This window comes from Actinophytocola sp. (genome assembly GCF_036378875.1).
In the GTDB taxonomy this organism is placed as follows: domain Bacteria; phylum Actinomycetota; class Actinomycetes; order Mycobacteriales; family Pseudonocardiaceae; genus Actinophytocola.
Window position 1 is genome coordinate 83,226 of sequence record NZ_DASUVO010000162.1, and the last position, 22,889, is coordinate 106,114.

General features: G+C 69.1%; 20 protein-coding genes. 6 read left to right on the top strand and 14 right to left on the bottom strand.

The window, feature by feature from the left end; translation table 11 throughout:
- Position 1: 1 nt before the first annotated feature.
- Together VF106_RS45270 and VF106_RS45275 are read right to left on the bottom strand one after the other, a co-directional pair.
- Complete coding sequence (locus VF106_RS45270; RefSeq protein ID WP_330846253.1) at positions 2-844, bottom strand: hypothetical protein; 843 nt, start codon at positions 842-844, stop codon at positions 2-4.
- A 64-nt stretch (positions 845-908) separates the two neighbouring features.
- Complete coding sequence (locus tag VF106_RS45275) at positions 909-3,452, bottom strand: bifunctional FO biosynthesis protein CofGH (RefSeq protein ID WP_524535878.1); 2,544 nt, start codon at positions 3,450-3,452, stop codon at positions 909-911.
- Between the two features lie 275 nt (positions 3,453-3,727).
- Between VF106_RS45275 and VF106_RS45280 the strand changes: the two genes are divergently transcribed.
- Both VF106_RS45280 and VF106_RS45285 read left to right on the top strand, forming a co-directional pair.
- Entirely contained in the window at positions 3,728-4,249 is a 522-nt protein-coding gene (locus tag VF106_RS45280; protein ID WP_330846255.1) for a CGNR zinc finger domain-containing protein, read from the top strand.
- A 170-nt stretch (positions 4,250-4,419) separates the two neighbouring features.
- Positions 4,420-5,046: a TetR/AcrR family transcriptional regulator gene (locus VF106_RS45285; protein WP_330846256.1), complete on the top strand. Its 627-nt coding sequence runs from the start codon at positions 4,420-4,422 to the stop codon at positions 5,044-5,046.
- An 18-nt stretch (positions 5,047-5,064) separates the two neighbouring features.
- Here the strand turns inward: VF106_RS45285 and VF106_RS45290 are convergent, their stop codons facing one another.
- The 4 genes from VF106_RS45290 to icmF all read right to left on the bottom strand — a co-directional run bounded on the left by VF106_RS45290 (position 5,065) and on the right by icmF (position 10,854).
- Positions 5,065-5,658, bottom strand: coding sequence for a TetR/AcrR family transcriptional regulator (locus tag VF106_RS45290; protein WP_330846257.1), 594 nt, complete (start codon positions 5,656-5,658; stop codon positions 5,065-5,067).
- Positions 5,655-6,503 (bottom strand): oxygenase MpaB family protein, encoded by an 849-nt coding sequence (locus VF106_RS45295; RefSeq protein ID WP_330846258.1) that lies wholly within the window; start codon positions 6,501-6,503, stop codon positions 5,655-5,657. The genes VF106_RS45290 and VF106_RS45295 overlap by 4 nt, the downstream gene beginning before the upstream one ends.
- A 203-nt stretch (positions 6,504-6,706) precedes the next feature.
- Complete coding sequence (locus VF106_RS45300) at positions 6,707-7,570, bottom strand: 3-hydroxybutyryl-CoA dehydrogenase (protein WP_330846259.1); 864 nt, start codon at positions 7,568-7,570, stop codon at positions 6,707-6,709.
- Between the two features lie 11 nt (positions 7,571-7,581).
- Positions 7,582-10,854 (bottom strand): fused isobutyryl-CoA mutase/GTPase IcmF, encoded by a 3,273-nt coding sequence (gene icmF / locus VF106_RS45305; RefSeq protein ID WP_330846260.1) that lies wholly within the window; start codon positions 10,852-10,854, stop codon positions 7,582-7,584.
- 105 nt (positions 10,855-10,959) lie between these two features.
- Here icmF and paaI point away from each other — a divergent pair, with 105 nt between their 5' ends.
- Positions 10,960-11,325, top strand: a complete 366-nt coding sequence (paaI, locus tag VF106_RS45310; RefSeq protein WP_330846261.1) for a hydroxyphenylacetyl-CoA thioesterase PaaI — start codon at positions 10,960-10,962, stop codon at positions 11,323-11,325.
- Positions 11,326-11,401: 76 nt separating this feature from the next.
- On the opposite strand, the gene VF106_RS45315 is transcribed toward paaI, so the two are convergent.
- On the bottom strand, positions 11,402-12,007 hold the full coding sequence (locus tag VF106_RS45315) for a phosphatase PAP2 family protein (protein WP_330846262.1): 606 nt from the start codon (positions 12,005-12,007) through the stop codon (positions 11,402-11,404).
- Between the two features lie 33 nt (positions 12,008-12,040).
- Here VF106_RS45315 and VF106_RS45320 point away from each other — a divergent pair, with 33 nt between their 5' ends.
- Entirely contained in the window at positions 12,041-12,505 is a 465-nt protein-coding gene (locus tag VF106_RS45320) for a peroxiredoxin (RefSeq protein ID WP_330846263.1), read from the top strand.
- On the opposite strand, the gene VF106_RS45325 is transcribed toward VF106_RS45320, so the two are convergent.
- From VF106_RS45325 to VF106_RS45335, 3 genes are all read right to left on the bottom strand, one after another.
- Positions 12,502-13,719, bottom strand: a complete 1,218-nt coding sequence (locus VF106_RS45325) for an LCP family protein (protein ID WP_330846264.1) — start codon at positions 13,717-13,719, stop codon at positions 12,502-12,504. The two genes, VF106_RS45320 and VF106_RS45325, sit on opposite strands and share 4 nt — an antisense overlap.
- 83 nt (positions 13,720-13,802) lie before the next feature.
- Positions 13,803-14,474 (bottom strand): alpha/beta fold hydrolase, encoded by a 672-nt coding sequence (locus tag VF106_RS45330; RefSeq protein ID WP_330846265.1) that lies wholly within the window; start codon positions 14,472-14,474, stop codon positions 13,803-13,805.
- The gene (locus VF106_RS45335; protein ID WP_330846266.1) at positions 14,471-15,232 is read right to left on the bottom strand and encodes a TetR/AcrR family transcriptional regulator; all 762 of its coding nucleotides are present in this window, start codon (positions 15,230-15,232) and stop codon (positions 14,471-14,473) included. The genes VF106_RS45330 and VF106_RS45335 overlap by 4 nt, the downstream gene beginning before the upstream one ends.
- Before the next feature lie 227 nt (positions 15,233-15,459).
- Here VF106_RS45335 and VF106_RS45340 point away from each other — a divergent pair, with 227 nt between their 5' ends.
- Entirely contained in the window at positions 15,460-16,311 is an 852-nt protein-coding gene (locus tag VF106_RS45340) for an SDR family oxidoreductase (RefSeq protein WP_330846267.1), read from the top strand.
- Here the strand turns inward: VF106_RS45340 and VF106_RS45345 are convergent.
- Positions 16,308-16,874, bottom strand: a complete 567-nt coding sequence (locus VF106_RS45345; protein ID WP_330846268.1) for a nucleotidyltransferase family protein — start codon at positions 16,872-16,874, stop codon at positions 16,308-16,310. The two genes, VF106_RS45340 and VF106_RS45345, sit on opposite strands and share 4 nt — an antisense overlap.
- A gap of 541 nt (positions 16,875-17,415) precedes the next feature.
- Positions 17,416-19,281 (bottom strand): ABC transporter ATP-binding protein, encoded by a 1,866-nt coding sequence (locus VF106_RS45350; RefSeq protein ID WP_330846269.1) that lies wholly within the window; start codon positions 19,279-19,281, stop codon positions 17,416-17,418.
- 235 nt (positions 19,282-19,516) lie between these two features.
- Between VF106_RS45350 and VF106_RS45355 the strand changes: the two genes are divergently transcribed.
- Complete coding sequence (locus VF106_RS45355; protein ID WP_330846270.1) at positions 19,517-20,842, top strand: glycosyltransferase family 87 protein; 1,326 nt, start codon at positions 19,517-19,519, stop codon at positions 20,840-20,842.
- A 6-nt stretch (positions 20,843-20,848) separates the two neighbouring features.
- Here VF106_RS45355 and VF106_RS45360 read toward each other — a convergent pair whose 3' ends face one another.
- Both VF106_RS45360 and VF106_RS45365 read right to left on the bottom strand, forming a co-directional pair.
- Complete coding sequence (locus tag VF106_RS45360) at positions 20,849-21,058, bottom strand: helix-turn-helix domain-containing protein (protein WP_133909271.1); 210 nt, start codon at positions 21,056-21,058, stop codon at positions 20,849-20,851.
- 163 nt (positions 21,059-21,221) lie between these two features.
- Positions 21,222-22,850 carry an ABC-F family ATP-binding cassette domain-containing protein gene (locus tag VF106_RS45365; protein ID WP_330846271.1) on the bottom strand — a complete coding sequence of 543 codons (1,629 nt, stop codon included), beginning with the start codon at positions 22,848-22,850 and terminating at the stop codon, positions 21,222-21,224.
- Between the last annotated feature and the right edge of the window lie 39 nt (positions 22,851-22,889).

The following is a 22,889-nucleotide window of genomic DNA, read 5'->3' on the forward strand; positions in this document are numbered from 1 at the left end:
GTCAGGCGTTCTGTGCGCCGTTCCAGATGTCCTGTGCCAGTGTGCCGTAGTAGCTCCCGGCGGCGGCCGCGCCGTAGCTGCCGAAGAACGTGCCCACCTGGTACGCCCATCCTGCCGACTGCCACTGCACGTTCCACGAGCCACCGCTCGCACCGCCGGACATGCCGTTGCAGTTGTTCATCAGCTGCTGTCCCTGCGGGCCCGCGTACGCCTGTCCCTCACACCGCAGGCGCTGGTCCGTCGCGGCCGGGATGCCCACGATGTAGGCGTACTGGTTGACCGCGAAGTTGAACCCGATCCCGTTGGTGCCGACGACATCGCCGACGCGCCTTCCGTTCTGCGTGTTCAGCACGATGAACGCGAGATCGTTGGTGATCCCGTCGCCGCCGGTCGCCCAGCCCGCGGACCGCCAGTTCCACCAGCCGTGTGGCGCGTTGCCGCCGTTGTAGCTCGGGGCGAAACGGAAGTTCGAACCGACGGTGCCGTTGAAGCCACAGTGCCGCGCGGTCGCGATCACCGACCTGTTGTTGCTCGCGACGACGGTCGCCGAGCAGATCCAGTCGCCGCCGTTCTGTGAGAACAGCAGGCGACCGGTCGTCTCGTACACGCCTCTGCTCTTACCCGGCGTGCCGGGCACCATCACCGCCGGGCCGTTCGGCGCGGGGACGGCCACTTGGGACACCGCGGGTGCGGGCGCCGGCTTGGCGTTCGCGATCCGTTCCGGTGTCCAGTAGGCGTCCAGCTGCGCGTCGGTCAGCTGGTTGACGGCGGCCGCGACGTCCGCGGTCGCCGGCGGTGCCAGGCCGAGCATGAACAGGGCTAGCAGGGGAAGGAGAAAACGCATGAGGCCCTCGACTCATTCGATTGGTCTATACCAAGCTCAGAGTAAGGGCCTCGTCACGCCACGTCTATCCGCTGACCAGCGGCAGCAGGTTGGGGCGCCACACGCCGTCGTGCTCGCGGGCCGTCGTGAGTCGCTCCGCCGGGACCTCGCCGTACGTCGTGGTGCGTTGCCGAGCCGGGCGTCCTGCCTTGGCGGCCAGCGCTTCCAGGCCGGCGATGGTCTTGTAGCTGCCGTTGTCGGAGCCGGCCATGCGGCTGATCGTCTCCTCCATCAGTGTGCCGCCGAGATCGTTGACCCCACCCCGAAGCACGTCCACCACGCCACTGTCGCCCAACTTCACCCACGATGTCTGGATGTTGTCGATCCGGCCGTGCAGCAACAACCTGGCGAGCGCGTGCACCGCGCGGTTCTCCAGGTGCGTCGGACCAGGGCGGGCGATGCCGGCCAGGTAGAGCGGGGCGTTGGTGTGGACGAACGGCAGTAGCACGAACTCGGTGAAACCACCGGTCCGCGCCTGGATGTCCCGGATCAGCTTGAGGTGCGCGACCCAGTGCGACGGGTTGTCCACATGCCCGTACATCATCGTCGACGTGGTCGGCAGGCCGACCTCATGTGCCGTGGTGACCACTTCGATCCACGCGGAGGTCGGCAGCTTTCCCTTCGTCAGCACCCATCGCACGTCGTCGTCGAGGATCTCCGCCGCGGTGCCGGGCAGTGAGTCCACACCCGCCTCCCGCGCAGCGGTCAGCCAGTCGCGAATGGACATGTTGGTGCGGGACGCGCCGTTGACGACCTCCATCGGCGAGAACGCGTGGACGTGCAGTCCGGGTGCGCGTTTCTTCACCTCGGCCGCGATGTCGAAGTACGCGGTGCCAGGCAGATCCGGGTGGATGCCGCCCTGCATGCACACCTCGGTCGCGCCGACCTGCCATGCCTGCTCCGCCCGCTGGCCCACCTGGTCCAGCGAGAGGGTGTAGGCGTCGCTGTCGGTGCGGCGCTGGGCGAACGCGCAGAACCGGCACCCGGTGTAGCAGACGTTCGTGAAGTTGATGTTCCGCGTGACCACATAGGTCACGTCGTCGCCGACCGTGTCCCGCCGCAGGTCGTCCGCCAGTGCCGCCAGTGCCTCGATTTCCTGGCCCGGCTCGGCGGACAACAGGGTCAGCGCGTCCTCGTCGGACAGTCCGGCCGGGTCGGCCTCGGCGTGCCGCAGCGCCGTCGCGAACTCGCCCCGTGCCCGTGAGCCGGGCATGACGGAGACGTTGGCACCGACCTTGCTGCGCAACTCCTCCCAGTCGCCGTACACCGAGTCGAAGTCGTCGCGGCGGTCGTCGGTGCGGCCCGCCGTGTCGATCGTGGTGTTCAGGTCGGTACGGCCGGACTCGACCAACGCGACCTCCGGCTCCTGCCACGGCAGGCCCACGATCGCCGCGTCCGGTGCGGCAAGGCCCGACTCGTCGGCGAGCGCGGCGATGTGCGGTGCGACCCTCGGGTCGATCCACGGTTCACCACGCGTGACGAACTCGGGGTAGATCGGCAGCCGCTCGGCCAGCTCGTACCCGGCGGCCCGCGTGTGCTTGGCCAGCTCGTCCAACCGCGGCCACGGACGCTCCGGGTTCACGTGGTCGATGGTCAGCGGCGACACCCCGCCCCAGTCGTCGATGCCCGCCCGCAGCAGCAGCTCGAACTCACCCGCGATCAGGTTCGGCGGCGCCTGGATCCGCATCTTCGGGCCGAGCACCAGCCGCGCCACCGACACCGTGGCGGCCAGCTCCGCCGCCTCGACGTCCGGCATCCCGCGCATCGCCGTGTCCGCCTTCGCGCGGAAGTTCTGCACGATCACTTCCTGGATCCCGCCGTACTGCCGGGCCACCTTCCGGATCTCGAACAGCGCGTCGACCCGCTCGGCCAGCGTCTCGCCGATCCCCAGCAGAATCCCCGTGGTGAACGGCACGTTCGACCGGCCGGCGTCCTCCAGCACCCGCAGCCGCACGGCCGGTTCCTTGTCCGGCGACCCGTAGTGCGGCCCACCCGGCTCGGACCACAGGCGGGTCGCGGTGGTCTCCAGCATCATGCCCATCGACGCCGACACCGGCTTGAGCCGCTGGAAGTCCTGCCAGGTCAGCACTCCGGGGTTCAGGTGCGGCAGCACACCGGTCTCTTCGAGGATCTTGATCGAGATCGCGCGGACGTAGGACAGGGTGTCCGGGTAGCCTGCCTCCTCCAACCACGTCCTGGCCGCCTCCCACCGGGCCTCCGGCTTGTCCCCCAGTGTGATCAACACCTCGCGGCAGCCCGCCGCCGCGCCCTTCCGCGCGATGTCGAGGACCTCGTCCTCGGACAGGTAGGCCGCCGGTAACCGGCCGGGCACGGTGGCGAACGTGCAGTAGTGACAGCGGTCGGCACACAGCCTGGTCAACGGCACGAACACGCTGCGCGAGTACGTGATCGTCCGGTCCCGGCCGACGGCCGCGAGGCCCTGGTCGCGAACCCGCGACGCGGCGTCGAAGAGCGCCTCGAGCTGCTCGCCCCTGGCGTGGAGCAGGGTCTCGGCCTCAGTGGCGTCGAGCGAGGCCCCGTCGCGCGCGCGCCGTAACGCACGCCTGATCGCCGACTCGCTGGGCACGAACCCACTGTTCACAAGATCCCCTTCCCAGGCGTCCAGCTTCAAGCTAGCCGCCACCCCTGACAGTCGCGCACGTGACGGTCATCCCAACCTCGCGAGGTTCCGGATCATTCCGACCGGTTCGGAGTTGAGGAGCACTCGCGTCCGGCCACAGTGGCAACGTTGGTAGATCACCCACCCCTCGCTCGTGACATGACTCGACGTCGTCTCCCACCTGTGTGTTTCGGCCATGCGCCCCAGTCTGCTGTAATGGTCCTGTGCATTTGAACCCTTACGGCGAGGATCCGGTCCGGTTGGCCGTCAACCTGGTCAACCATCCACCCAGGAACGCGGCCGACCTCGCCCGACGGTGCGAGTCGGCCGGCGTGGTCGCCGACGCGAAGCCGACCGCGGAGGACCTGCGGGAGGTCGAGCGGTACCTGGCGCTCTGGCTTGGTGTGGTCGACGCGGACTCGGCACAGGTGCGGGCGGAACGGCTCAACCGGTTGCTCTCCCAGTCGTCGGCGCACCCGCGGCTCACGAACCACGCCGGCGACGGCTGGCACATCCACTACCGCGATCCCGGACTGTCGCTCGCGGGCGCACTTCGTGCACTCATCAGCGTCGGCACCGCGCTCCACCTCAGTGGCCGGGGCATGACGCGGTTGCGCCGTTGCGCACTGGAGGAATGCCTCAGCCCGTTCGGCGACTTCAGCCGGGGCGGACGGCAACGGTACTGTTCACCGGCGTGCGCCAACCGCGACGCGGTTCGGCGCCATCGAGCGAAGAAGAGTGCGTGATATTTGGTCGTTCATTTGGACCGAGACGCCCACGGATTCACCCGTTGGGGTGAGAATCGGCAAATAACATTTGCCGGATCGGCGGCCACAAGCCCGCAAGCTGGGCTTTTTCCATGCCCGGGAGGTGCCGGCGCCGACTGACTAACTGGTCCGATCAATAGACTGTTCGGGTGCCAGTGCGGAAGTCGAAGACAGGACGAACCCAGCAGGAGCGCAGCGCCGCCATGCGTCGGCGGCTCCTCGACGCCACCGTCGACTGCCTTGTTCGCTACGGCTACGCGGGCACGACCACGACCAGGGTCACCGAGTTGGCCGGCGTGACCCGCGGCGCGCAGGTGCACCACTTCCCCACGAGAGCCGACCTGGTCGCCGCGGCCGTGCGCCACCTCGCCGAGAAGCGCGCCGAGCTGGCGTTCGAGAAGATCGACCAGGTCCGCCAGTCCCCCGACCCGCTCGACGCCGCGCTCGAGCTGCTGTGGGAGATCCACCAGGGCCCCGTCCACTACGCGACGATCGAGATGTGGGTGGCCGCCCGCACCGACCCCGAGCTACGCGAGCAGCTGACCAGGGTCGAGCCTGCGGCGCGCGCCTCGGTCATCGAGTTCGCGGAGGCCGCGTTCGGCGACTACGCGACGAATCCACGGTTCCGGCACATCATGTACACGACGATGGACGCGGTGCGCGGAATTCTCCTCATGGGACTGTCCGATGAGGACACGACCAATACGCACAAACGCTGGCGCCGAGCAAAGGCCGACTTGCGGGAACTGATAAACGCCGTCCTGCTGGCGCAATGAGGGGTTGGGCACTGAAACTCAGGCACGCATGAGCGGGGTGAGGTAGGCGCGGGCGAAGGTGCGCACCTCCTCGTCCGTGTCGAGCGGAATCGCGCTCTCCGGCAGGAGTGTGAACGAGATCGCGAGCCGGACGAACAGCTCCGCCACCCCCTCGGGAGTGCGCTCGCCCACGGTCGCCCCCCCTTGCCGCACAAGGAAATCGCGCGCCGCGGCCACGACAAGCGCGCCGTTGGTCGTCAGGTAGGGCAGCAGGGCTTCGGAGTCCGAGGCCAGCAGCCGGTTCAGCAGGCGGTCCGCGCGGGCGTAGCGCACGCCGACCACGAAACCCTCCACGAGCCGGTCCTCCATCGCGGTCACGCTCGCGACCGCGTCGGCGATGCTGCCGAAGAACCGCCGGCACTCCCGAACAAGCACCGCCTGGACGAGCGCGTCCTTGTCCTTGAACCGCCGGTACAGCGTCGCCCGTGAGACTCCCGCCCGGCGGGCAACGACGTCGACCGCGGTGCGCCGCAGTCCGTAGGCGAGGATCTCCTCGAACGCGGCATCCACAATGGAATCACCGACCGCGTCCGTGGTCGGCTCGGCGAGGACGAGATCGAGCAGCGACCTCATCCGAGCGGACCGACCCCAACGCGCCGATAGCCGGCACGAGCCCGCGCCGTGTAGCGCACGCGCGCCGGCAGCAACGGCCACGTACGCCGGATGACCTGGCGTATCCGCTGGTGACGGCGTTCGTCGGCGTCGGTCCAGCGCTCCCCGATCCGCTCCCGCACCACGGGCGGCAGCGTGCCGACCGAGTGCCACCACAGCGGCTTCGCGGACGGCTTGCGTGCCAGCCGGTACAGGAAGGTGGGCACGAGCGGGAACGACTCGGGCGGCTCCTTGGCGAACTCGACCAGCCGCCGGGCGGCGGGCGTGAGCTCCAGCCGCTCCCGGCACATCATGTCGAACCAGGCCTCGAAGCTCGGCCAGTCGGGCGGCATCACCCGCTCGCTCACCCCGTAGGCACGGTAGGCGGCGCAGCCCTCCTGGTAGAGCTGCTCCTTCTCGGCGGGCGTCATCGGGTGGTCGAACAGGTCGATCATCTGGAACAACGCGTCGAAGATCGTGGCGTGCGCCCAGAAGTAGGTCTCGGGATCCAGCGCGTGGTAGCGCCGGCCCTTGGTGTCCTCCCCCTTGATGTGGTTGTGGAAGTCGCGGATCTTCCGCGCCGTGACCGCCCCGTGCGGGTAGTCGAAGGTGACCCCCTGGATCTCCGGCACCGACCGCAGTACCCGCTCCCACGGCTCGTTGAAGAAGTCCGAGTGGAACTCGACCCCGGCCCCGAGCCCAGGATGCATGAGCTGAAGCAGCCCGGCCTTCACGAGCAGGAGATACCCCCGCACCTCCCCCGCGTACCGCCAGTGCAAGGTCCCAGGCCCGAGCGCCAACTCAGACCCCACCCGCAACTCGGTCATCCCCGGACCTCCACGAGCCGATGAGACACAACTGCCTCTTTGTATCACGCACCCATCGCCCACGCGTTCGCAAACGAAAACCCGCGAGTCGCGCGTTCAGCCACCCCGAGTTGCGTTTTCAGGTACACCGGGGCGGACACGAAAACGCAACTCGCAGGGACCAGAAGCGAGACTCGCGGGGGCCGAAAGCGCGACTCGCGCGGTTACTTGCTGTAGTCGTAGAAGCCGCGGTTGCTCTTCTTGCCCAGGAGGCCCGCGTCGACCATGCGCAGCAGCAGTGGCGGCGGGGAGTACAGGGGCTCCTTGAACTCCGCGTACATCGACTCCGCGATGGCCTTTGTCGTGTCCAGGCCGATCAGGTCGGTCAGGGCGAGCGGGCCCATGGGGTGGGCGCAGCCCTGGACCATGCCGGTGTCGATGTCCTCCGGCGAGGCGAAGCCCGACTCCAGCATGCGGATCGCGGACAGCAGGTACGGCACCAGCAGTGCGTTCACCACGAAGCCGGCGCGGTCCTGGGAGAGGATCACCTGCTTGCCCAGCTTGCCCATGGCGAACGCCTGGGCCCGCGCCTTCGTGTCCTCGCCGGTCAGCAGGGACGGGACCAGCTCCACCAGCTTCAGCACCGGCACCGGGTTGAAGAAGTGGATGCCGATCACCTGCTGGGGCCGTGACGTCGCCATGCCCAGCTTCATGATCGGGATGGACGACGTGTTCGACGCGAAGATCGCCGCCGGGTCGGTGACGACCTTGTCGAGCGACGCGAACACGTCGGTCTTGGCCTGCTCGTTCTCCGCGACGGCCTCGACCACCAACTGGCGGTCGGCGAAGTCGCCCATGTCAGGGCTGAAGCGGATCCGGTCGAACGCGGCGGCCCGGTCCTCGTCGGACAGCTTGCCGTTGCGGACGGCCCTGGCCAGGGACTTCTCGATCCGCTCGCGGCCAGCCTTCAGCGCGTCCTCGGACACCTCCGTGACCACGACGTCCAGCCCCGCCCGGGCGCACACCTCCGCGATGCCCGACCCCATGAGGCCGCACCCGACAACACCGACCCGCTCGATCCCGCTCAAGAAGCCCTCCACTAGACATTGCGCCGGTACTGGCCACCGACCTCGAAGAACGCGTCGGTCACCTGTCCCAGCGTGCACACCCTGGCCGCGGCCATCAACTCACCGAACACATTACGGTCCTCCGCCACGGCCGCCCGCAGTCGGCGCAGAGCCTCCTCGGCCTCGGTGGCGTGCGCCGCCTGGAACGCACGCGTCCGTTCGACCTGCGACCGCTTCTCCTCCTCGGTGGCGCGGGCCAGTTCGATGGTCGGCAGCTCCTCGGCGTTGTCTTTCGACGGCAGGAACGTGTTCACGCCGATCAGCGGCAGCGACCCGTCGTGCTTTCGCTGTTCGTAAAGCATCGACTCGTCCTGGATGCGGCCCCGCTGGTAGCCGGTCTCCATGGCGCCCAGCACGCCGCCGCGCTCGGACAGGCGGTCGAACTCGGTGAGCACGGCCTCCTCGACCAGGTCGGTCAGCTCGTCGATGATGAACGAGCCCTGCAGCGGGTTCTCGTTCTTCGACAGGCCCCACTCCTTGTTGATGATCAACTGGATGGCCATCGCGCGGCGCACGGAGCTTTCCGTCGGCGTGGTGATCGCCTCGTCGAAGGCGTTCGTGTGCAACGAGTTGCAGTTGTCGTACAGCGCGCACAGTGCTTGCAACGTGGTGCGGATGTCGTTGAAGTGCATCTCCTGCGCGTGCAACGACCGGCCGGAGGTCTGCACGTGGTACTTGAACTTCTGAGACCGTTCGTTCGCGCCGTACCGCTCCCGCATGGCCGTGGCCCAGATCCGCCGTGCGACGCGGCCGATCACGCTGTACTCGGCGTCCAAGCCGTTGGAGAAGAAGAACGACAGGTTCGGCGCGAAGTCGTCGATGTGCATGCCGCGCGCGAGGTAGGACTCGACGTAGGTGAACCCGTTGGCCAGCGTGAACGCCAGCTGGCTGATCGGGTTCGCGCCCGCCTCCGCGATGTGGTAGCCGGAGATCGACACCGAGTAGAAGTTGCGGACCTTGTTGGTGATGAACCATTCCTGGATGTCCGCCATCATCCGCAAGCTGAACTCGGTAGAAAAGATGCACGTGTTCTGGCCCTGGTCCTCCTTGAGGATGTCGGCCTGGACAGTGCCTCGGACGTTCGCGAGCGCCCACGCGGTCAGCTCCTCGCGCTCCTCGGCGCTGAGCTGGCGGCCGTGCTCGACGGCGGCCTTGGCGAACTTGTCGACGGTCTGGTCGATCGCGGTGTTCAGGAAGAACGCGAGGATGGTCGGCGCCGGGCCGTTGATCGTCATCGACACGGACGTGGTTGGCGCGGTCAGGTCGAACCCGTCGTAGAGCGCCTTCATGTCGTCCAACGTCGCGATCGAGACACCGGATGTGCCGATCTTGCCGTAGATGTCCGGCGGGGTGTCCGGGTCGTGCCCGTACAGCGTCACCGAGTCGAACGCCGTCGACAGCCGGGTCGCCGACGAGCCCTCGGACAGGTAGCGGAACCGGCGGTTCGTGCGGAACGCGTCGCCCTCGCCGGCGAACATGCGGGCCGGGTCCTCGCCCTCGCGTTTGAACGGGAAAACGCCTGCCGTGAACGGGAAGAAGCCCGGCAGGTTCTCCTTGCGCAGGAAGCGAAGCAACGAGCCGTCGTCGTCGAACCGGGGCAGCGCGACGCGCGGCAGGCGCGTGCCGGAGAGCGTCTCGCGCCACAGCTGCGTGTGCAGCTCCTTGTCGCGGACCTTCACGACGAGTTCCTCGCCGGTGTAGTCATCGGCGAGGTTCCGGTACCGCTCGAGGAGGTCGTCGGTGTCCCGCGCGACCCGCCGCTGCGCCTCGGCGACCAGCTTGTCGAGGTCGTCGTGTTCGCCGCCGGCCCTCTCCAGCGCGGACTTGGCGGTGGTGAGCGCGTTCCGCTCGCGAAGCGCGGCGACCTGGTCTTCCGTCTCTTTGTGATACTGACGGACGGTCTCCGCGATCTCGGCGAGGTAGCGCGCGCGCTGTGGCGGGACGACCGTCGCGGCGCGCGTGGACACCTGACCGTCGACCGGCGCGAGCACCTGCTCGCCGACCGCCAACCCGCGTTCGGCGAGCAGGTCGCGGAGGTGGTGGTACAGCGCGGTGACGCCGTCGTCGTTGAAGGTCGCGGCGCTCGTGCCGAAGACCGGCATCTCCTCCCAGGAGACACCGAACGCCTCGCGGTTGCGGACCATCTGCCGCGCGACGTCACGACGGGCGTCCTCCGCGCCGCGACGCTCGAACTTGTTGATCGCCACGACGTCCGCGAAGTCCAGCATGTCGATCTTCTCCAGCTGTGACGCGGCGCCGAACTCGGGCGTCATCACGTACAGGGAGGTGTCGACGAACGGCACGATCGCGGCGTCGCCCTGCCCGATGCCGGGGGTCTCGACGATCACGAGGTCGTTGCCGGCGGCCTTGCACGCGGCGATCACGTCGGTCAGACCGTCGGGCACCTCGGAGATCGCGCCGCGGGTGGCCATGGACCGGAAGTAGATCGGTTCGCCGTCGTCGCCGCCGATACCACCGAGGGAGTTCATGCGGATCCGGTCGCCGAGCAGCGCGCCGCCACCCCGCCTGCGCGTCGGGTCGATCGCGATGACGGCGATGCGCAGTTTGTCCTGCTGGTCGACGCGGAAGCGCCGGACGAGCTCGTCGGTGAGCGACGACTTGCCCGAGCCACCGGTGCCGGTGATACCGAGGACCGGCACGGCACGACGCGCGGCGGTGTCACGGACGGCGGTCAGGGTGTCGTCGTCGAGGCGGCCGGCCTCGATGGCGGTGATGGTGTGCGCGAGGACGTCGTGCCGGCCGCTGACCAGCGCCTCGACGGCTGGCACGGGACGGTCGGCGAGGTCGTGGTCGCAGGCCTCGACCATGGTGTTGATCATGCGCGCGAGGCCAAGCTGCTGGCCGTCCTCCGGCGAGAAGATCCGCTCGACGCCCCGTTCGTGGAGCAGGGCTATCTCGGCCGGGACGATGACGCCACCGCCGCCGCCGTAGACCTTGATGTGCTCGGCGCCGTGCTCGGCCAGGAGCTCCACCAGATAGGTGAAGTACTCGACGTGACCGCCCTGGTACGCACTGATGGCGACACCCTGGGCGTCCTCCTGGATCGCGGCGCGGACGACCTCGCGGACCGAGCGGTTGTGGCCGAGGTGGATGACCTCGACGCCCTGGGACTGCAGGATCCGGCGCATGATGTTGATCGCCGCGTCGTGTCCGTCGAACAGACTCGCCGCGGTGACGAACCGGACCGGGTGAACCGGCTGGTGCAACGGGGTCTTGTCGGCCATACAAATAGTTTGACGTCCTACTTTTGGTCGTGCAACCGATGTGGCGCGGATCTCGGACGATGTGCTATCCCTGCACCTGTGCCGGTACCCGATTGCGTACAACGCATGCTCGACGACGACCTGGCCTCCCGGTCGCTGGGCATGCGCCTGGTCGACGCCGGCCCCGGCCACGCGACGGTGCGCATGACGATCACGGACACCATGGTCAACGGGCACGCGATCGCGCACGGCGGCTACGTGTTCCTGCTGGCGGACACCGCCTTCGCGTGCGCGTGCAACAGCCACGGCCCGGTCACGGTCGCGGCGGGCGCCGACATCACGTTCGTCACCCCGGCCATGCTGGGCGACGAACTGGAAGCACGAGCCGCCGAACGAACCACATACGGCCGCAACGGCATCTACGACGTGACCGTCACCCGAGGCCCGGACACCATCGCCGAGTTCCGAGGCCGCAGCCGCACCCTCAAATAACCGGGATGTACACGAAAACGAAACTCGGGGGTGCCGAACGCGAGACTCGCGGGGGCCCAACGCGAGACTCGCGCGGTTACCTGAGGGTTAGGAACACCACGCCGCCGACGATCGGGCCCAGCAGTGCGCCGACCACGACCTGCGCGACGGTGTGCGCCGCCACCGTCACGCGCGCCCAGCACACCAGTGCCACGCCCGCGACGAGCACGAGGTACCACGGGCCGTACAGCAACACGATCGTCGCCGCCGCGCCGCTGGCGACCGTGGCGTGCACCGACACCTTCCACCAGCGGGTGATCACCAGGCACGCCACCACAATGGTGATCATCGACCAGGCGAGCGCGACCACGACCCGCGGCGCACCGCCGACGAGCATGATCACCAGCCCGACCAGTGCGGACCCGAGCGACAGCAGGAACGGCACGAACCGCCGTTCGCGCTCGGCGACCCAGTGCCCGCCCCAGCGCCCGCGGCGCGCGCCCCGGACCAGGATGACCATCGGGATGGCGCTGTAGAACACGGCGACGAGCAGACTCCACGCAAGTGTTGGCACCAGCGCGTATCCGGTGCCCTGCCACGCGACCGCGAGCACCAGGGCGACCACGATCACTATGGGCGACAACACTTCCGTCACCACGCGCGCGGCGCGGAGCGGCAGACTGGGTTCTGCGGTGACGTCCACCCGCACATGATCCCAGGAAAGGGGTTGCAGACAATGAAGGCTGGGGAGATCGCACCCGACTTCGAGCTACCGGACGAGACCGGCAAGGTCCGCGCGCTGCGGGACTTTCTGGAGACCGGCCCGGTGGTGCTGTTCTTCTACCCAGCCGCGATGACCAAGGGCTGCACGGCCGAGAGCTGCCATTTCCGTGATCTGGCCGCGGAGTTCTCGGCGGTGGGCGCGCACCGGATCGGCATCAGTCCCGACGCCGTCGACAAGCAGGCGGAGTTCAGCGACCTTCACGGGTTCGACTACCCGCTCCTGTCCGACGCCGACGGCGCGGTGGCAACACAGTTCGGGGTGCGGCGCAGCTTCGGACCACTGCTGACCCGGCGGCAGACATTCGTGATCGACACCGACCAGAAGGTCCTGGAGGTCATCAAGAGCGAGTTGCGGATGGCGGTGCACGCGGACCGGGCCCTGGCGGTGCTCCGGGCCCGCGTGCACCCCACCGACTAGTTGGTGATCACGTCCGGCGGGATCACGGTGTCATTGCGCAGCGCGTCGAACAACTGCCCGGACTTGGCCTCGTCCATCGTGTTGGCCCGTCCGTCGGTCACCGGCACCGTGGTCGTCACCGTGCTCCCGTCGGAAATACCGCTCATGGCGAACCCGAGGCTGGACAGGTGCCACAGGTGGTCGCTGTCGTCGACGGTCAGCGCGTCGGTCATCTCGCCGACCACCGGGAAGAGCGTGAACGGGTTCAGCAGAACACCGGCGCTCGCGATCTCGCCGGCGAGCGCGCCGATGAACTTGCGCTGGTTCACCACCCGGTCGAGGTCCGACCTCGGCGTCGACGCCGAGTAACGCATACGCACGAACGCGAGCGCCTGCACACCGTCGAGCGTCTGACGGCCGGCCGGGATGACCGCGCCGGTCTTGGTGTCCCGCATCTCCTCCGGGATGTCCATCTCGACGCCGCCGACCGCGTCCACGATGCCCGCGAAACCACCGAAGCTGATCTCCGCGTAGTGCTCGATCCGCAGTCCGGTGGCGCCCTCGACGGTCTTCACCAGTAGCGGCGCGCCGCCCAGCGAGAAGGCCGCGTTGATCTTGTTGACGCCGTTCCCGGGGACCTCCACATTCAGGTCACGCGGCAGCGACAGCAGCGTCGGCGGTGTGTCGTTGTCCGGGATGTGCGCCACCATGATCGTGTCGGTGCGCTTGCCGGCCGTGTCGCCGGTGGTGAGCTTGGCCTTCTCCTCGTCGGTCAGGCCCTCCCGGCTGTCCGAGCCGACGATCAGCCAGTTGGTGCCCGAGGCCTCCGCGGGCCTGCCGGGGTAGTCCTCGATCGCGGCCACCCGGTTCAGCGAGAAGTCCATCCACACCAGGCTGCCGGTGATCAGCAGGAGCAGCACCAGGAACCCGATCAGGATCCGGCGCCCCCAACGCGGGCGGCGACGCGGCCGGCGCGGCGGTGGGTAGCCCCCCTCACCGGCTGGTGACCGCCGGTAGTCGTCCGGCGGGCCCTGGCGACGCGGCGGCGCGCCGTAGTCACGTGGTGCCTCGTCCTGCTGGGGCAGGGGCAGCATGCTGGTCCGGTGGTAGGCCGGCTTGCGGCTCTGGCCGGGACGGCCATAGCCGGGCTCGGGGCCGTACCCGGGGCCCTGCCCCGGACCAGATGGACGGCCCTGCCCCGAACGGGGCCGTCGCGGTGGCTGCTGATAACTCATCTCCCCACCCTTCGGTTTCCAGGAAAGACGTGGGGACCCTCGCGCAGGTTGCGAAACACGGTGCACACCGTACGAGATGGTGACTAAACCGGCACACGGAGTCCGGCCGGGGCCGGTTCCGCGAGCGCGTCGGCGATGTCGCGGTCGAGCCCGGTCACGCCGAGCACACCGAGGGTGAACCGCCTGACCAGGCGTGTCCACTCGGGATAGCGCAGGAGCAGGGCGTGTGCCTCGCGGCGGACGTCGAAGCGCGCCACGGTGGCGGTGACCTCCTTGGCCCGCTGGGCATAGCTGTAGGACAGCGCGGGATCGGTGGTGCGGTCGCGGTCGCCGTGTGCAATGAGGACAGTGCGGCCGGCGAGCTGAGCGACGGGCTCTCCCTCGGGCGTCCACGGCGCGAGCGCGCACACGCCGACGACGGCCGGGTCGTCGGCGACCCGCAGCCCGACGCGGCCACCCATCGAGTGGCCGACGAGCGCGACCGGCACACCCGGATACGCGCGCCGGATCGCCTCGAGGGCGCGACGGGCGTCGGCCACCGGGTGGCGGTCGGGTTCGTTCCAGCCACGGTAGGTGTTGCACAGTTGCCACACGGACACGCCGGGCGTTCGGCTCAACGCACGGGCGAACGGGATCATCCGCAGGTACGCGGGATACCAGCGGGTGGCTCGCACCGTGCTCACCTCCTCACCGCCGTGCAGCACGAGCGCCACGGCACGCACGCCGCTGGTCGCCCCGGTCGTGTGCAGCTTCACGCGTTGCTCCTGTCCACGTACGCCTCGATTCCGTCGAGGACCCGGTCGAGCCCGAACTCGAACTCGTCCTCCCAGCTGAGCTCGTCGTCGCGCCACACCGTCGCGAGCGCGGGAAACGCGTCGAGGTGTGGTTCGAGCAGCGGGGCGAACTCACGCCAGAACTGCCCGTCGGACATCCCGGAGCGCTGCTCGGCGCGCACGGTCTCGGCGAGCTGGCGTGCCCGGCCCTGCACGTAGCTGGTGACGAGGCCGACGACCGCCATCCGCTGCCCGTTGGTCAGGCCGGTGCCGGACAGGATCCGCAGCAGGGCGTCGATCGCCGCGGTCTGGTTCGGGCCCATCAGGCCGCGGGACAGCGACGCCTCCAGCAGCCACGGGTGCCGGCGGTAGCCGGCGAGGCTCTGCCGGGCGAAGGTGGCGAGGCTCGCACGCCACCCCGCCGGGTCGGTCCTCGGCGGGCCGCCCTCGCCGAGGACCGTGTCGAGCATCAGCTCGTACAGCTCGGTCTTGCCGGGCAGGTACCGGTACAGCGACATGGTGCCGACGCCGAGCTCGTCGGCGACGCGGCGCATGGACAGCGCGTCGAGACCGTCCGCGTCGGCGATCCGGACGGCGGCGGTCACGATCTCCTCGACCGTCATGCCTGGTTTTCGGCCCCGCGTCGGCGCCGGCTTGGTTCCCCAGAGCAGGGCCATGGTGTCGGCCATGGCCACGGCCTGGCCACCAAAGCTCACGGAGCGGTCGTCCTCGGAGGTCATCACAGCTGTTCCGCCTCCCCCGGAATTCAAGGTGTTGGTCGCGTTGGGGAAGGGAAGGTTCTGTTTGGTCACGTACTTGTGGCTGGCTTGCGTCACGTTCCCCTGAGGTGCGGTCGCGAAGCGCTCGGCCCGAACTGACCTCGCGGTTGACACAAAGGGTGGCATCGAGGTCGATCCTACGGTGGTAACCTTTATGCGTACAGTGTACCCATTTTGGGGGTGTTGTCATGAAGGTGTTGGTGACCGGCGCGACCGGTCATATCGGGCGGCACGTTGTCGCGCAGCTCGTCGAGGCGGGCCACGAGGTGCGTGCGGTGACCCGCCGCACGGACGCGGTCTTCCCGCCGGGAGTCGAGGTCGTGCGGGGTGATCTGCTGAAACCGGACTCGATTCCGTTCGACGGCGTGTCGCGGATGTACCTGTTCCCGGAGCCGAGGACCGCGGTCGACGTCGTGACGCGGGCCCGTGAGGCGGGCGTCACGCGGATCGTGACGCTCTCGTCGGGCGCGGTGACGGGTGGTTTCGACACGGACTTCCAGCTGCCGGTGGAGCAGGCGGTCGAGGCGTCCGGGTGTGAGTGGACACACGTCCGCCCCGGCGACTTCGCGTCGAACACGCTGCGGTTGTGGGGGCCGATGATCCGCACGTCACGGGTGGTGCGGTACGCCCAGCCGGAGGCGCCGAGCCTGGCGATCCACGACGGCGACGTCGCGGCCGTCGCTGTGGCGGCCCTGCTCGCCGACGGGCATGCCGGCCGCTGGTACGACCTGACGGGCCCGGAGCTGTTGACCCGGCGGGATCAGGTGGCGGCGATCGGCGCGGCACTCGGCGAGGAGGTGCGGTTCGAAGAGGTCAGCGCGGCGGAGGCGAGGGAGATCCTGCGCGCGCAGGGCGGTTGGGGCGCGGAGAACGCGGACTTCCTGCTGGGGTTCGAGGAGTACTCGGCGGGTGGTACGTCGATGGAGGACGTGGACTGGTCGGAGATGTTGGTGCCCCTGCCGACGGTGGCGGAGGTCCTCGGCCGGCCGGCGCGGACCTTCGCACAGTGGGCCGGCGACAACGTTGAGGCGTTCCGCTAACGCGGGAGGTCCTCCGGCCGGTCCACGTCGGCGCCGCTCGCCACGTCCTCGCACGACACGGCGTCGACGTGGTGCTGGGCGAGGTAGGGGCGCGCACCCTCGTCGCCGGTCGCCAGCTCCGCCACCGCCTGCCAGCGCTCCCGGCCGATCAGCACCGGGTGCCCCGGTGCGCCGTCGTAGGTGGCACGAGCGAGCGCGGCCGGCGACGCCAGTGCCACGAACCGGCGGACGACCGCCGCCGTCACACCCGGGGTGTCCACCGGCAACACGATGACGGCGGTGGCGGCAGTGGTGGACAACGCGGCGAGCCCCACCCGCAACGAGGAACCCATGCCGGTGGCCCAGTCCGGGTTGTCCACAAGAGACGATCCACTGAGGACGGCGGTGGTGCGCACGTCGTCGGCGAGCGCACCGAGGACCACCACGACCGGCACGCAGCCACCGTCATGCAACGCGTCCGCGGCGTGCTCGACCAGCAGCCGGCCCCGGTGACGGACGAGCGCCTTCGGCATCCCGTACCGCCGTCCGGCACCCGCCGCCAGCAGCAACCCCGCAACCGTCACACCGGAAGCCTAGTGCTTCGACCGACCATGTCCGCCGGCTCGCTGAGACGCCGGTAGGCCGCCCGCCGCGAAAGACGCTTTCACCACACTGGCACTGGGAAAGGCGCGCTGGGCACGCCCAACCCAGATCCACCGATGATCATGCTGCCCGCGCGCGGTTCTGCGGACCGGCGGGCCAAGCCCGCTTCGCGGGCGGTTTCCGCACGATGAAGGACGCCCAGTGCTGCGAACGGCCTCCCACCGGCGATGTCCCGAACGCGTCTTTCGGGACCCAGCGGATGCGCGCTGGGCGCGCAGCGCCCGACCCCCGCGAAGTGTCTGACCAGGCCCACAACTCTCTCGCAAGGTTCGACATTCCGACAAGATCATCGATGTACCCAGGCCCAACGCTACGAACGCGCCGTTCACCACGCCGGGAGGGTGGTGAACGCGCCTTTCACAGCGCGCGCGGCGAGGGCCTGGCGAACCTTCGCGTTTCCAGCACCGGCGGCGGTGGAGCGGGTCGGGTTGGCCTGCGGGGGCGGCGGGACGTCCGGCCAGGTCAGGCCGCTGCCGGCTGGTTGGCGAACTGTGTGCGGTACAGGTCCGCGTAGCGGCCGCCCGCTGACAGCAGGGTGTCGTGGTCGCCGCGTTCAACGATTCGGCCCGCCTCCACCACGAGGATCTGGTTCGCCGCGCGGATGGTCGACAGGCGGTGTGCGATGACGATCGCCGTGCGGCCCGTCAGCGCGTCCGCGAGTGCCTCCTGCACGGCCACCTCCGACTCGGAGTCCAGGTGTGCGGTCGCCTCGTCGAGGATCACCACCCGGGGTTGGGCCAGCAGCAGTCGAGCGATGGTCAGCCGTTGCCGTTCCCCGCCCGACAGACGGTAACCGCGCTCCCCCACCACGGTGTCCAAACCGTCCGGCAGCGCATTGACCAGATCCGCCAGCCGCGCGCGGGTCACCGCCTCCCACAGTTCGTCCTCGGTCGCGGTCGGCCTGGGGTACAACAGGTTCGCGCGGATCGTGTCGTGGAAAAGGTGGCCGTCCTGGGTCACCACGCCCACAGTTTCCCGCAGCGAGTCGAAGGACAGGTCCCTGACGTCCACATCGGACAGTCGAACCTCACCACTGTCCACATCGTACAAGCGGGGTAACAGGGACGCGATCGTCGACTTGCCCGCACCGGACGAGCCGACCAGCGCGACCATCTCCCCCGGCTCGGCGCGGAAGCTCACCCCGTGCAGCACCTCCTCGCCGCCGCGCTTGTCGAGGACCGCCACCTCCTCCAGCGAGGCCAGCGACACCTGGTCCGGCGCCGGGTAGGCGAAGCGCACGTCGTCGAACTCGACCGACACGCCACCCTCGGGCACCGCACGCGGGGACGGCTTCTCCTTGATCATCGGGGGCAGGTCCAGCACCTCGAAGACCCGCTCGAACGACACCAGCGCGGTCATCACGTCCACCCGCACGTTCGCGAGCGCGGTCAGCGGCGTGTACAGCCTGGTCAGCAGCAACGCCAGCGCCACCACCGTGCCCGGCGCCAGCGCGCCCGTGATCGCCAGGTACCCGCCGAGCCCGTACACCAGCGACAGCGCCAGCGCCGACACGAGCGTCAGGCTCGTCATGAACCACCGCGTGAGCATGGCCGACTTCACGCCGATGTCCCGCACGCGCGCCGCCCGGCTGGAGAACTCCTCCAGCTCCGCTGGCGGATGCCCGAACAGCTTCACGAGCGTCGCGCCCGGCGCCGAGAACCGCTCGGTCATCTGGGTGGTCATCGACGCGGAGAGGCCAGCCGCCTCGCGCTGCAGGTCGGCCATCTTCCGGCCCATCCGGCGCGCCGGCAGCACGAAGATCGGTAACAGCACGAGCGCCAGCGCGGTCACCTGCCACGACAGCGTCATCATCACGGCGACCGACAGGACCAGCTGGATCACGTTCGTCACCAGGCCGGCGAGCGTCGAGGTGAACGCACGCTGCGCCCCGATCACGTCGTTGTTGAGCCGCGACACCAGCGCGCCGGTGCGGGTCCGCGTGAAGAACGCGACCGGCATCCGCTGCACGTGGCCGAACACCGCACGCCGCAGGTCGTAGATCAGCCCCTCACCGATACGCGCCGACTGCCACCGCTCCACCAGCCCCAGGCCCGCGTCCACGATCGCCACCCCGGCGATCGCCACGGCCAGCAGCACCACCGTCGACACCGCGCCGCCGCCGACGATCGCGTCCACGACCCGGCCGGCCAGCAGCGGCGTCGACACGGCCAGTACCGCCGACACCATCGTCAGTGCCAGGAACACCGCGAGCTTGCCCCGGTGCGGCCCGGCGAACGAGTACACCCGCCGGATCGTGCCCTTCCGCAGGCCCTTCGGCGTGTCCTGCGCACTCATCGCGCCACGCATCAACATCCAGGCGTTGTCCACATCCACCCCTCCATCTACCTGACCAGGAACAACGCGCACGCCCCGCCCGGCCTTCCCGGTTAACCGGAGAGCGAACAGCGTCGAACTGGTCGCTCCACTCTTCCTCCGCTCAAGCCGCCGTCTTCCCTCCTGCGCGCGGAGACCCCGGGCTCGTTCCTCGCAGGGGCCTCCGTGCTCGTCAGTCCAGACGGCGGCCGCTCCGCCGCTCCGCTCCTAGGCCAGATAGCCTGCCGACGTGGAGCCGACCCCACGCCGAGCCTGGCGCCTTGACCTGCTCTTCTACGGCGTCAGCCTCGTCTTCGCCGCAGGGAACGCGATCTTCTCCGAGTTCTACGGCTACCGCGTGTGGGGCAACTTCGCCACGGCCGGCTACCTGGTCGCGCTCGTGCTCACGGTGCTGCAGGCAGTGTCCACCACACGACCGACAATTTCGCGATGGTTGCCGGTCGGGGTCGCCGGGCTGCTCGCCGGTGTCGTGCCGCTGCTGGTCCTGGTGTTCGTGCGTGACCCACGCTTCGTGTGGGGCAACTGGCCGTGGTCGTTCCCGTCCCAGCCCGAGGTCTGGGTGGTCGAACGGTCGGCGCGGCTACTGCTCGAAAATGGCACGCCGTACCCGGACCTCGGTCTGCTCGGCCGGCCGCCGCACCCGGACGACTACACGCCGTACGGCCCGTCGATGACCGTGTTCGGCCTGCCCCGCGCTCTGTTCGGCGACGGGCCGTTCACCGACGCGCGGATCGCGTTCGCGGTCGCCACCGTGCTGATCATCGCGCTGGCGCTGAAGGTCGCGGGCTGGCCGAAGGTGCCCGTGCTCGCCGCGCAGCTCGCCGCGGTCAGCCCGCTCACGCTGCTCACGATCGTGGTGGCCGGCGACGACATCCCGGTGATCGCGCTCACAATGCTCGCCGCCGCACTGGCTTTTCGGGTGGGTCCGGCAACCTCGGGGGTGGCTGTCGGCGTAGTGATAACCATGAAGCTCACCGCGCTGCCGGCACTCGCCGTGGTCGCGGTCGCACTGATCGCCACGCGGGGGTGGCGGGCGTTGTTGATCTTCTTTGGTACAGTGATCATCACGAGCGCGTTGTTGGTGCTACCGGTGCTGCTGGTGGATCCCCCGGCGTTCGTCGAGCACGTGATCCTGTATCCGGCCGGGCTCGGCGAAGCCGGCTCCCCGGCGGCGAGTCCGCTGCCGGGGCACCTCATCGCGCAACTAGGTCCGGTCGGGCACGCGGCGTCGCTCGCACTGCTCGCGGCGGCCGCCTGCGCGATCATCGCCTGGTTGGTGGTCCGCCCCCCTCGCGACCCCGCGGACGTCATGCTGCGCCTCGCGACCGGGTTGGGGGCGGCCATCATCCTCGCGCCGGCCACCCGCTGGGGTTACCTCGTGTACCCACTGGCGATGACCGGCGCCATGCTTGTTTTCTCCGCGACTCCACCAAAGGCGGAGCGGAAGGAGGGGACCAGGACAGCCGCGGGTCCGACCGACGGTGATCACGACGTCACCCACGACGACGTCAACCGTCCGATCGCGAGCCCCGACACCCGCGGCATCCAAGCATGAACCCGGTTACTTCTTCTTCGTTCGCGTTGCGCCACCTCGACCGCGCAACGTCACCCCGGATTCCGACAGCACGCGGTGCACGAAACCGTACGACCGCCCTGTCGACTCGGCCAGGGCTCGAATGCTGGCGCCCTTCTCGTACTTCTTCTTCAGATCAGCCGCCAGCTTGTCGCGGGTACTGCCGGTGATCCGCGCGCCCTTCTTCAAATCAGCCACGTCGTCCGCCTTCCGTAGCGTGTCACGGAGGTTTATCTAGAACACCTGCCGTTGGCAATGATCGAACACGATCGCACGGAATGCCAGGCGAGATCGAAAATACCTATGAAATCGCCCACGCCTCACCGGGACGGAGGAACGATGAGGCCGGGCCCTAGCAGGCTCAGGCCAGCTGGACAAGTTCCAGATAGTCCGCTGACCAGTGATCTTCGGTACCGTCTGGCAGGAGGATCACCCGCTCGGGCTCCAACGCCTCCACGGCACCGGGATCGTGCGTCACGAGCACCACAGCCCCCGTATATCCCCGCAACGCGTCGAGAACCCGTTCGCGGGACGCCGGATCGAGGTTGTTGGTCGGCTCGTCGAGCAGGAGCACGTTGGCCGCGCTGGACACCAGCCCGGCCAGCGCGAGCCTCGTCTTCTCGCCACCGGACAGCGTGCCTGCCGGCTGCTCGAGCTGTTCGCCCGTGAAGAGGAACGTGCCGAGGAGCGACCGAAGTTGCTGCTCCGGTGTGTCCGGAGCGGCGTGGCGGACGTTGTCCCACACCGACGCCTGATGGTCGAGCGTCTCGTGTTCCTGGGCGTAGTAACCGATCCGGAGGCCGTGACCAGGCACGACCTCGCCCGCGTCGCCTTCCTCACGGCCGCCGAGCAACCGCAGCAAAGTGGTCTTACCTGCGCCGTTCAGGCCGAGGACGACCACCCGTGAGCCGCGGTCGATCGCCAGGTCGACGCCGCTGAACACCTCCAGCGAACCGTACGACTTGGACAGTCCTTCCGCGGTGAGCGGCGTCTTGCCACACGGTGCCGGGTCGGGGAAGCGGATCCGCGCGACCTTGTCGGCCTGACGGACCTCCTCCAGTCCGGACATCAGCTTCTCGGCGCGCCGTGCCATGTTCTGTGCGGCAACGGCCTTCGTTGCCTTCGCCCGCATCTTGTCGGCCTGCGCCTGCAACGCGGAGGCCTTCTTCTCGGCGTTGGCGCGCTCGCGGCGGCGGCGCTTCTCGTCGGCGGCACGCGCGTCGAGATAGCGCTGCCAGGTCATGTTGTAGACGTCGACCACACCGCGGGTGGCATCGAGGAACCACACCTTGTTGACCACGTCGGCGAGCAGCTCGACGTCGTGGCTGATCACGACGAGCCCGCCGTTGTGCCCCTTGAGGAAGCCACGCAGCCAGGTGATCGAGTCGGCGTCGAGGTGGTTGGTCGGCTCGTCGAGCAACAACGTGGTGCCCGAACCGCCACCCACGCCGGCCTCGGACGCGGCGAACAGGATGCGGGCCAGCTCGACACGGCGGCGCTGGCCGCCGGAGAGAGTGCCGACCTGCTGGGCGAGGACACGGTCGGGCAGGCCGAGGTTCGCGCAGATCCGCGCGGCCTCGCTCTCCGCCGCGTACCCGCCGAGCGCGGCGAACCGCTCCTCGAGCCGGCCGTAGCGGCGGACCTCCCGGTCGCGCTGGCTGTCGTCGACGAGTTCGGACATGGCCGACTGCGCCTTCTCCATCTCGCGCAGCAGCTCGTCGAGGCCGCGGGCGGACAGGACGCGGTCCTTGGCGGTGACGGACAGGTTGCCCTCGCGGGGGTCCTGCGGCAGGTAGCCGACGTCACCCTTGCGCAGCAGGTGACCCGCGTAGGGCTCGCCCTCGCCGGCCAGGACGCGAAGGGACGTGGTCTTGCCGGCGCCGTTGCGTCCGACGAGCCCGATGCGGTCACCGGGCTGGACACGCAGCGTCGCGTCAGAGAGCAGGATTCGGGTACCGGCACGCAGTTCGAGGTCGGTGGCGGTGATCATTGAGAAAGACTCCGGATTACTGGTCGTGGGCAGGACTCA

Bases quoted from the DNA above. Each gene is read 5' to 3' on its own strand.
- VF106_RS45270 (WP_330846253.1), bottom strand. From the start codon at position 844: ATGCGTTTTCTCCTTCCCCTGCTAGCCCTGTTCATGCTCGGCCTGGCA.
- VF106_RS45290 (WP_330846257.1), bottom strand. From the start codon at position 5,658: ATGAGGTCGCTGCTCGATCTCGTCCTCGCCGAGCCGACCACGGACGCG.
- VF106_RS45295 (WP_330846258.1), bottom strand. From the start codon at position 6,503: ATGACCGAGTTGCGGGTGGGGTCTGAGTTGGCGCTCGGGCCTGGGACC.
- icmF (WP_330846260.1), bottom strand. From the start codon at position 10,854: ATGGCCGACAAGACCCCGTTGCACCAGCCGGTTCACCCGGTCCGGTTC.
- paaI (WP_330846261.1), top strand. From the start codon at position 10,960: ATGCTCGACGACGACCTGGCCTCCCGGTCGCTGGGCATGCGCCTGGTC.
- VF106_RS45320 (WP_330846263.1), top strand. From the start codon at position 12,041: ATGAAGGCTGGGGAGATCGCACCCGACTTCGAGCTACCGGACGAGACC.
- VF106_RS45325 (WP_330846264.1), bottom strand. From the start codon at position 13,719: ATGAGTTATCAGCAGCCACCGCGACGGCCCCGTTCGGGGCAGGGCCGT.
- VF106_RS45335 (WP_330846266.1), bottom strand. From the start codon at position 15,232: ATGACCTCCGAGGACGACCGCTCCGTGAGCTTTGGTGGCCAGGCCGTG.
- VF106_RS45340 (WP_330846267.1), top strand. From the start codon at position 15,460: ATGAAGGTGTTGGTGACCGGCGCGACCGGTCATATCGGGCGGCACGTT.
- VF106_RS45365 (WP_330846271.1), bottom strand. From the start codon at position 22,850: ATGATCACCGCCACCGACCTCGAACTGCGTGCCGGTACCCGAATCCTG.